The organism is Brevibacterium metallidurans, assembly GCF_037101285.1.
Lineage (GTDB): Bacteria > Actinomycetota > Actinomycetes > Actinomycetales > Brevibacteriaceae > Brevibacterium > Brevibacterium metallidurans.
On the sequence record NZ_BAAAAF010000033.1, the window covers coordinates 1 to 10,365 of the forward strand.

7 protein-coding genes are annotated in these 10,365 nt (G+C 54.3%); 1 reads left to right on the forward strand and 6 read right to left on the reverse strand.

Annotation, left to right across the window (positions count from 1 at the left end):
• A partial coding sequence (locus tag AACX88_RS17265; protein ID WP_339394104.1) for an MFS transporter occupies positions 1–596 on the reverse strand: 596 nt, incomplete at its 3' end.
• A 442-nt stretch (positions 597–1,038) separates the two neighbouring features.
• Here AACX88_RS17265 and AACX88_RS17270 point away from each other — a divergent pair.
• Positions 1,039–2,082 carry a DUF2891 family protein gene (locus AACX88_RS17270; protein ID WP_339394105.1) on the forward strand — a complete coding sequence of 348 codons (1,044 nt, stop codon included), beginning with the start codon at positions 1,039–1,041 and terminating at the stop codon, positions 2,080–2,082.
• A gap of 47 nt (positions 2,083–2,129) precedes the next feature.
• On the opposite strand, the gene AACX88_RS17275 is transcribed toward AACX88_RS17270, so the two are convergent.
• From AACX88_RS17275 to AACX88_RS17295, 5 genes are read right to left on the reverse strand one after another with little or no spacing between them, the layout of a single operon-like run.
• Entirely contained in the window at positions 2,130–2,681 is a 552-nt protein-coding gene (locus tag AACX88_RS17275; protein ID WP_339394106.1) for a very short patch repair endonuclease, read from the reverse strand.
• On the reverse strand, positions 2,569–4,635 hold the full coding sequence (locus tag AACX88_RS17280) for an AIPR family protein (protein ID WP_339394107.1): 2,067 nt from the start codon (positions 4,633–4,635) through the stop codon (positions 2,569–2,571). The genes AACX88_RS17275 and AACX88_RS17280 overlap by 113 nt, the downstream gene beginning before the upstream one ends.
• Positions 4,636–4,679: 44 nt before the next feature.
• Positions 4,680–5,627: a PD-(D/E)XK motif protein gene (locus AACX88_RS17285; RefSeq protein WP_339394108.1), complete on the reverse strand. Its 948-nt coding sequence runs from the start codon at positions 5,625–5,627 to the stop codon at positions 4,680–4,682.
• Positions 5,624–8,482 carry a Z1 domain-containing protein gene (locus AACX88_RS17290; RefSeq protein WP_339394109.1) on the reverse strand — a complete coding sequence of 953 codons (2,859 nt, stop codon included), beginning with the start codon at positions 8,480–8,482 and terminating at the stop codon, positions 5,624–5,626. The genes AACX88_RS17285 and AACX88_RS17290 overlap by 4 nt, the downstream gene beginning before the upstream one ends.
• 1 nt (position 8,483) lies before the next feature.
• A complete protein-coding gene (locus AACX88_RS17295) occupies positions 8,484–9,938 on the reverse strand; it encodes an ATP-binding protein (protein WP_339394110.1) in 1,455 nt (484 codons plus the stop codon).
• Positions 9,939–10,365 lie beyond the last annotated feature (427 nt).

A 10,365-nucleotide genomic window follows, 5' to 3' on the forward strand; every position in this document is an offset into this window, starting at 1 on the left:
GCGCCCCTGCACCACCAACTGGACCGCGTCGGCTTTGAACTCCGGCGTGAACGTCCTGCGATTCGTAGACATGATTCCCTGTCGTGCCTTCCTGGTAACGACTGTCTACGAGAAGTGTCACACCCCAGTTCCTTGTAGAGGCGTCCGACCATGGTGTAGACGTTCGGAGTCAGGGCACCCGTTCCGATGGTGATGAGGACAAGACCGACAATGAGACCGGTGATACCGGGCACCGCCGCCAAAGTTATGTGGCCGGCCATAATGATGATTCCACCGGCCATGGCCATCGTCCGCGCGGGGATGAGCCGGTCAGCGAACCACGCACCTATCGGCTGTCCCAGATAGACGGCACCTCCGTAGGCGCCGGTGATGGCCAGCGCTTCTCCTTCGGAAAGTCCCAGTCCGCCGTCGGCCGCCGAGTAGTAGATGTAATAGGCAAGGATGACCTGCAGACCGTAGAAGCTGAAGCGCTCCCACATCTCGATGGAGGAGAGTGCAAAGAGGCCGATCGGCTGTTTGCGCTCGGCTCGGGAGACTGTCTTTGCTTCGACTGAATCAGTCGGTTCTGCGGGGTCAGTGATCTGCGAGTTGGACATGACTTCCTCGGCATGTTGGAGGTTCTCTTGAGCGGCAGATTCAGTACAGGTAGGAACAATCAGAGCTTGATCTGTCGCCTGATCGATATAGACAGTTTCGAGACTAGTGAGGTCACGCCGCCGGTTCCAATAGTCGTTCTGGATGCCCTCTGTCTGAATTTCAGATCGTCACTGAGCGTACAACGGCGCTTCGGAACGGCCAGCGTCGCGGCGGAAGGCACTGGCGCATTTCCGATGCAGAGCAGATCAACGCGTACTGTTGTGCACGGTTGCCACGTGACTCGTTGCTGGCCACAATTCGCACCGTAGGTTCCGCTCTCATCACCGCAGGAACGGACGGGACGAAGTCAAGACGGCGGTTCAGTGCGAGTGGGCGGCTCAGCCACGAGTTCCTAGCGCGCTAGGGTGAAACTGACCGAAATCTGCAAACAGGACCCTACCCATGAACTCTTTCGACAGCTTCGTCCACCCTTTCGCCGAGGTGGCCCTGAGCAACATCACCCGTGACTATCCGTTCGCCTCCCATCATCTGGCGCGCAGTGCTGCCGACATCGTGCCGGCGGCGGAGAAGAATCCCGCGTTCGCGAACTCGTTCGACTGGCATTCCAGCGTGCACATGCACTACTTGTTGGCGTCGTTGCTGGGGACCGAGGAGGCCCAGGATGCGAGCTGGCGTGACCGTGCCCTCGACGTCCTGTCGTCCCATTTGAGTGCGGAGAATATGCTCGCCGAGGCGGCGTTCCTCCGCGAGAATCCATCGTGGGAGCGGCCGTATGGCTGGGCGTGGGCGGTCGAGCTCGACCGGGTGCTCAATGCCAGCAGCGTTGCGGAGTTGCAGGAGTTGGGAACAAACGCTCGAGTGCTCGCTGAGACGGTATTCGACTTGGTGTCCGCATGGTTGCGGAAGGTTGCCGAGCCGGTTCGGCACGGGGTGCATTCGAACACCGCGTTCGGGCTGCGTCGGATCCTGGTGGGCGCCCGGGAGGCAGACCGTCACGATGTCGTCGATGTCATCGCGGGGTCAGCTCGCCGATTCTTCGCCGAGGATGCCGCCTGGAATTTCGTACAGGAACGCAGCGGTCACGACTTCCTCTCCCCCGGCCTGTGCGAGGCCGACCTCATGGCCGAAGTGCTCACCGACGACGAGTTGGCAACGTGGCTGCCTGCGTTCCTGTCGGAGTTGTCGCCGGAGTCGCCGGCACTCACCCCAGTCAAGGTCTTGGACCCGACCGATGGCCACCAGAGTCACCTCTACGGTTTGGGCCTCTCGGTCGCGGCATCGGTGATGCGATTGTCGCCGAGGCTAGAAGCGATCGCGGAGAATACGGGCAATGATGACATCATGGCGCAGGCCAAAGGCATGTTCACACGGGTCGAATCGCTGATGGCGCCCGGTCTCGAGGCCGCGGTTTCAGACGAGTACGTGTCGTCCCACTGGCTCGCGACCTTCGCGTGGGAGGCCGTTCAAACGAGTCCGGGCAAGTAACTCAAATCAGCTCAAACCACATACATCGACTGAACCTGCACTTCGGATCACTGCACTGCTCGCTTCCATTCAGCTTCGATACGGTCGGCGGCCGCACTAGAGTCTTCGTGCTCCCATACCCGGATAACGGTCCATCCCGCGTCCTTCAGCTTTCGGTTGACTGCAGAATCTCGTTCCGAGTTTCGGCTGATCTTCGTCGACCAGTAATCTGTGTTCGTCTTGGGCATGATGAAATGCTCCGGGCAACCATGCCAGAAGCACCCGTCGACGAAAACTGCGATCTTCGCCTTGGTGAAAACAATGTCAGCTCGTGACCTGACCCCTTTCATCGGAGAACAGTCCACACGGAAGCGCAGCCCTCGAGAGTGCAGGATCGACCGCAGAGCCAGCTCCGGCTTAGTGTCACGCCTCTTGTTAGCTACCATAGTTAGACGCGCATGCTCAGAAGACGCCCATGACCCGTCTTCACCCTTTCGTGGGCCACTCTCAGAACTCGTCTTTGCCCACCACCCCAAAATCTGCCAACCGCTGCAGAGCAGTAAGCACCGATTTGGACTGTCGTGCAGTCGGCACCATAGAACCCTGGCGAAGCTTCTCAATTATTCCGACGTTTGTGCTCGAGAGCAGACCCTCAGAAACACCTTCCGAGAGCGCCTTCTCCCATACAGCAGGGGCTACCGCCAGCACTCGCGCCGCATCCTCGAATTCATTGTCCATCGCCTGCAGCTTTCGGGCTTCCGTACGCTTTCCTTGAGCATCAGACTTGTCAACAAGCGCCTTCTTGAACTCTGGACGGAACTCAATAGGTGCGCGTTTGACCCGCTCCCAACACGCCTGTTGCTTTGCCCACTGAGTTACGTTCGCCTGCGGCCTATCTTCCGCGGTCAGTACAGCGAGCACGGTCTCGGCAATTGAGTCGATCGAGCCGAGCATTGTTTCGGGCAGCTCTTGGCGCTTCCATATTGCAGAGAAATCCAATTCGGATCCGGCGAAATGCCGAGGAATCTCATACGCGATTTTTGCCATTGTGTAGGCAACGATATTCGCCAGATAGCCCGACTCGTACCAACTTGCCTGCGCAACTGTACGGCGGATTGCTGAATACAAAATCGCCTTTGCCACGCCATTGCGAAAATATTCCTCATTGAACGCGGACTTCTGTTTTTCCCACAGGTCTGTTGCGTTCTTCGCGAACTCGAGGAAGTTCGACTGAGCACCTTTGCTGACAAGGTGCGGCAGTAGGTCCCATGCATTCAGATACTTCGCCCAGTCGGTCTTAGTGATCTTCTGGCTCTTGGGCACTTCGAGATCAAAAACTTTCACTTGAGCGACTGTCCGATTTGCGCGTTCATTATCGAACTCACCTCTTGTGCGCTCGTAGAACCATCGGGTGCTGTATTGAGCTCCTCTGGCTCGAGGCGCCAGCACCTTTGCACTCAACCTGCTCATGTGCCGGTGGTATTCACTGTTAGAGAAGAAGTCAGTTTCGCTGACCTTGTTCTGGTTGTTGGCATAACGGGAGATTTCCGATACTCGCTCCGCAGCCTCCTCAGAGGCAACGAGCACCAGCTTCATCTGCACATATACATCATCGAGAGTGTTGCTCGAATTGCTCTTCAGGTAGTGTGCCAATGATGCTGTGGTCTGACCTCCGTTGACGATCTGCCAATTGGTGATGCTTTCGATGAAACGAGTGTGGTCATCTCCTGTCGACAAGATCTCTGACGCAGTTGTGGACAGCCCATTATTGAACGCTAGGAACATCTCCGGGTTCTGTTTCAGAGTCTGTTGGATGCCACGGTTGACCTTTCCCCGTGCGCTCAGAAACGTCCGCACGTTCGATTCCAGAAGTCTGGTCCCGTGACGACGATAGACTTCGGCTAGAACTGTGCCCGGAATGATGCCGACAAATGTTGGATTATCTGAATCGTCCTGACTGGCCAGCATTGGCAGCCCCTCTGGCATCCACTCAGTGAAATCGACATTTGTGTCTTCTTTGCCCGAAGGCGATTCGGCCAGCTGCTGGAACCGGTTGAGGTCCCATATTTCAAATGTTGATCGCAGCCCGGCAACCGTTTCATCAGGAATGTGCTTGATTCGGTCGCTCATCGTCGCGTCGGTGATCAGGAAGAAACGAATCTGCTCATATCGCTCTGAGGCCGTCTTGAAATACTCTGCGTACTCGTACTCTTTCGAACTCTCTTCGAGATAGTCGACGAGGTATCCCCCTTCAGACTGAATCAGGAATGACTTGCCAAAATCGAAGATCTTGTCAGCATCAGTTTTGTTCAGCTTCGCGCCGGATTCGCCGAAATATTTGCCGACCAGAACAATCAGAGAGTCGTCTCCGCCGTCTTCGGCGTACCCGAGGATTTCAAGTCGCTTACGATTTCTGCCGTGGCACGAGACAGGTTCGATGTTCAGGTCGAAGATTTCTTCTGCGTCCTGCAGACGGTTCCCGAGCTCTTCTGCAAACGCTTGTATCTGGAAAATACCTTGCCCACTAGCTCGTAGCGCAATGTCGTTTTCGAGCTCGGCGTGGAAGTCATTCATCGTCGAATCCTCTTTTCACTATATGGAAACGTAGCCAAATCAGATCAAGGCAGGGCAAGCTCGGCGGCGAACTTGGCCAGATCTCCGGTCCTCAACGTATATGAGACGTCTCTGATCTGATCAGCAATATCGCCTGCTCGAATCCGCGGAAAATCATCTTTGACGTCGTATACAGCACAATCGCCGTAGCTGAATGCGACGTCTTTCAGCTCGTCGTCGGCGTTCACCAGCCCTAGAGCTATGATCGCGTCGTCTAAGTGTTGGAGGGCATTTTCGTCGTTGGCACATTTGACACGTAGGTCCGAAAGGACATCCGCAAAGCCCACTGACTTAGGAGCATCCACGTCGTTTTCGACAAGTGGCCACACTGCAAGTTGCAGTCCATGATCTTCCTGATCCAGCTGGCTGACGCTAGATACGGTAATAGTTCCACTGTCAGGTCGGGCCGACTTCACCTCGAGACTGTGCGTCGCCGAAAAGACGAAATCTCGCACAGAGCCCCAAGGCGCTTTCCATCCGGAAAGCACACGCTCCGCGTCACCACCTAGATCGATCAGACTCTGAATTGTCAGCAACTCGGCGATAAGTCCTCTAAGCTCGTCTGCGGAAAATCCTGAACGACCTCGCCCAAACAACTGTTTGAGATCTCGCACTACAACAAGGAATGAACTCAAGCTAGCTTCAGGCGATTCGCTTTCCAGGCTACTTTCCCACGCAGCCACCATGACAGTCGCAAAAGCCCTCCTCAGACTGGCTTCGCTCTCTTCGAAGACCACGTAGTTCATCGCTCTCTCTTGCCTGAAGTCGTGGATAACTCGGTACCCCCGGCTTGAGCGAAGTCTTACAGGAATCCTGCCTGTATATCCCACTGATACTCGACAATGTCCTGCTCGAGACTGGAGCCAAACATTGAAGTGCGGATGATCAAGCGCATCGAATTCTCCGTCGGCCAACTGAGAAGATCTCACGATGCGTTCAACTGATAGACTCACGGGCCAGCTCCTTCATCTTCGTCTACATCGTCCCAATCACCGAGTCCGAGCTCCAGTCTGGCGTAAACAGAATTGACGATGTATTTGGAGCCGAATTTGGTTCCTCCAGATTCGAGGTCCTCTCTTGTTTCCTGTTCTGATAGTCCCGGAGTCGCCATAACCAAAGCAGGCACTTCCTTCAACTCGCTTAGACGTCTACGGGCATTCCTCTTCTCCGGAGGCATGCTGGCGTCTACCGCCGACGTTGACTCAGGTCCTATCGAAACGGTGTAGATGAGTAGCATCGGGCTCTTTAGCCCAGCCCTCAGCACTTCGCTTTGTGTAAGTTCACGCTCGGAATCGTTGGAACCAGAGTACGATTTGGACTTTTTTCGGGCGGCCAGAGCCGCAGCCCGTTCCTCACTCGCGACAGAGGCAACTATGTTTCCTCCGGTAGCCAATCTCCGCTGGGAAAGCCTTAAGTCCTTCCCGTCCTCGGACAGTTCCACGTTGTTTCGATACGATGCACGCGCATCGACATCGTACGGAAGATCAGCCTCTGCAAGGTACGTCACCGGATGTTTGCCGCTTCCGCTCATGAGGCCGACAGTCCACCCGCATTGACGCCCGACGCTAGCTATGCCCGCAGGCAGTGACGAGCCGATACCGAACACCTTGCTTGTAGGTAATTTCGTATTCAGGCTGAAGTCATGAAGGAAACTTTCAACAGTTTCATGAGCCACACCTCGCCAGTAGATATTTCGACTCCCCGACGACCGTTCAGCGCCTCCAGCGGGCAACATCTCGAGCAGACCTAACACCGCTTGACGATTCTGCTCAGTCAATTGTACATTGTTCGGAATTGTGTGAGTTTCGAATGCCTTACCTCGGTACGAAAACACTCCGGGAGAATCATGTTTCACACCAGCTCGCTGTTTGTTGGCTGCTGTGATGAGAAAGGAAGTCTCCGGATGCAATCGAATTTTCAGTCCAAATTCCCTCGGGGTCAAATTCAGATCGCGCATTTCGGCAACGCTATTTCGCAGATCTTGCGAAACTCCGGCCACGTAGGTGAAATGATCGATGACTTCACGGTCCATCCAGACTCGTGTCAAATCGTCATAGCCTGGCCGATGCCCGAACCAGCGCCCCATCTGGAGCAATGTGTCCGCGGCGCCCGCTCTACGCGTAAAATAGGAAACGACCAGGCCATCCAAGGTCAGGCCGCGGGCAAGAACATTCCCACCCACGTAGATCGCGGGCCTTTGCTTCCACTCAGCGAGGGACTTTCGAGTGAATGTCGCCAACCGATCATTGCGGTCCTTCATCGTCAGACCGTTCACTAGGTCAATGTGAATATCTTCAGCGACCTTCTGCAGCTCCGGCCCAAGATCGCGTACATCAAGATTTTGCGAAGCAAACTGGGCATTTGCTACTCGTTGCAGCTCCCTTATGATCCTGGGAGTGGCATCACTTCTCTCACCGAAGTATCCAGCCGAAGCGAGGATAGCTTCACCTACAGATTCCACATAATCTTCTATTAGTATTGAAAATTTTTCCTGGACAGCATTGAATCTGGATACATTGACCATCATCGAGGAGGGCGATTGGGCCCCGTCCCTACGGTATCGTTCCGCCGTAGCGAGAAAGAATGCAAGGATTGCATCTTTCAAACTTCGAGCCAACTTATTGACTACAGCATCTTTTTTATGCTTCTGGGGTAGCAATTCATGAAAATCGTCTATACCCGAATTAATATTCTGTGATTCATCACCCTCAGGTGGGAAATAAAAATCGACCCCTCGATAAGTCGAAGGGCTTTCCAACGCCATGATGTAATCACGCGGGAAAAGGTCGCGAGCTTCTTTGTCGTCTGCGATAAGGATATTTGCAAATGGTGTCGCAGTGATCCCCAAATAGGAGTTCCGCCGAGAAACTGACAGCAGGTCGATAATCGCCCTATTGACCGCGGTCCGCTCCTTGTCTTTGGCACTGGTATTCACAGATGCCCAATCGGACTCGTCGTCGATAACGACGAGCGGAACATTATGAACATCTCCAACGGCAGTCGAACGGATATATTTGGCGAGGCTCTTCAGAACAGAAGTATTTTTCTTCACCACAAATACGGTCGGATTGCCAGTGGCCAAATTGACTGTCGTGGATTCAGCGGTCTTCATACTGAAGTCATAGCGAGCCGAAGTCAATGCAGTTGTTCCGATATTCTCATCGATCCGGCCAACACCGATCCGTGTATTAAGTCGCCTCGAGGCCCCATCGCTTCGGAAAGAAGTGTCATCACCAATAAGGTCGGAGTCCAACCGCTCCTGCGTCTGCCTTCGAAGGTCCTCAGTGTGGCCACCGATCACGACGACTATCTGGTACCCAAGATCAATAGCCTTATTCAGCACACCTATATACGTGGCGGTCTTTCCCGACTGCACCTCACCGATAACTAGTCCTTTTCGACTCCAGCTGGCTCCGACCTCCGGATCTCCCAGAAGTTCTACAATCTTGTCGGTTTGTCTACCAAGTGTCCGAACGACGCTCTTGCCCCAACCACGCTCGATCAACAGCCGATCGTATGCTGCGCCCCTGCGCATCTCGACCTTTGCCTTGCGTTCATCGAGCCATGGATCGAAGGTGGACTCGTTCCGAACTGTCGCACCCAACTCCAGCTTGCTTTTATGCGCCGAGGCCAATTCAGTCGCGATCTTTACCGCTCGCTGGTCAGAAATCCTCATGCCGAATTTCTCATTTAGCGCATTGTATTCCAATGCTATTTCATTAATATGGGCAAGATCCGAATCATCAGTTTTCGACAGGATGTTTGCGAGAATGTTACGAAAGGTTTCCTCATGGGCAGAATCAGTCAACTTAGTCCTCAATCAATTCTTCGATAATTTCGCGGAGAGTCGGTTGCTCAGAAAATGGCTCTATATCCTTTAGGACATCAAAAGCGATTTCCGAATCTCGAGGTATGAGTCCACCGTCGATAAAAACGGCGACTCGTTTCCTAATATCCTCTGCGTCGTATTCTTCGGCGACATATGTTTTGTTATCGGATATTTCAACATATGCACTCTGCGCGGGCACACAGCGCGCGACGTCTTCGAGAAGAGCCTCCACGGCACGGCGTTGCGTTTTCGTCAAACCGGTAAATGCCGTTTGCACTAACGGATGGTCGTGATTGACTTCATATCTGATCTGGTGGCGTTCTTCGATGTAGTTCCACAGCGGGGTTACCTCATCCTCTCGCCGCCGAACTCTGCCGCGGTACGTGTGTACCCGCTCGCTCTTCCTCGTTTCGTTGAGGATCAATGCCCGATAGTGGTTGAGGAACTCCCGAGGTGGCTGGACTTTTGATTTGCGGATATCAAGCTGCCAAAGATGATCTAGGCTGTTCGGGAACTCCACCCGTACTCGGGTTTGCTTCTTCAACTGCGACTGCTTGGTCACTCCGTACCAACTGCCCCAATCGATCAGCCGATGCCCTCGATAGACATAGAAGCCTTGTTTCGATTCCATCGCATAGCTCAAGTCCTTGCGTCTCAGTTCCTTTTCTGTCAACGCACTGCTGTGGGGCAACACGAAGGACTGCATCTCAACAGTCTCACCGAGAATCTTGAAATATTCGACTGGTGAGCGCTGTGTCTTCCGGACCGAAGAGAGAAACGGGTCCAGTGGCTTTGCTTTGACAGAATTGACGTAGATCTCAAGTCCACCGATGTAGTTATGATCCAGAAACTGGTGAAACACCAATCCGAGATGCTCCCGCAGTTCTTGAAGGTGCTTGGCCATCACCTCGTCAGGATGCTCGGACTCTCCTATCAGATAGTCCAGAGTTTCCCAGATCACCAATGTCCCAGAATCCAACCGGTCGAAGTCTACAGCCGCAGGTATGTGGTCAATATCTTCGCGGTCGAGAACGCGGATTCGCCAGTCCCCTGCTTCAGCAACGAAGTCCAAGTCCCACTGGATCACCGTGACTTCACCGTTCAACTTCGAAGCCAGAGTCAGCTTTCGACCTTGCGAAAGTGAAGCGGTCTTGAGGCCCAGTCCGAATCGCCCCAAGTCGTTTTCGGCCCGCGCATCGCGTCCAGTTCCAGCAAAACGCAAAGCTGTCCTCGCTTCTTCGGGCGACATTCCGTCCCCGTTGTCGAGAATCGACACATAGAGGCCGTCGACTGGATCTCCTGCCACATCGACACGGTCCGCATTTGCAGTGACGCTATTGTCGATAAGATCTGCGATGGCGTCGTCGAAGGAATACCCTACTGATCGCATGGATTCCAGTAGCTCGATTCCCGGGGTGAGGATCTCATAGGTCATAGGAATATCCTCCCGACTGCAACAGGGAGGTTCTGTGATTCAGGGGCCTGTTTAAGCTTTAGTGATTTCGCCACGTGTCTCGATGTAGTCGGGGGATAATGCGATGAGTCCAGAAACAGTCGTTGCCTGGTGAAATTCGTGGCTCTGGCTGTACCGCCTGCGCCGAGGAAGCGTTCACTCTGCCTGAATCTGATCACTGTCTAGACCTACCTTGCTTGGTACTGATGACGCTCTGTTTCAGCGTGCGATTTCGAACCTTCTCGTAGCTTAGCTGCTCCCACTGACGTAGTGGGCGATATCGGGCTCATCGCAGTTGAGGGTGTAGTCGGGGTCTGAATCCGCCGGCCTCGAGTAGAGATCGGGCGATGTAGTGGGTGAGGTTGCGGAAGCCGAGGGCGGAGCCGCGGAGGTGTTCGAGTCGGCCGTT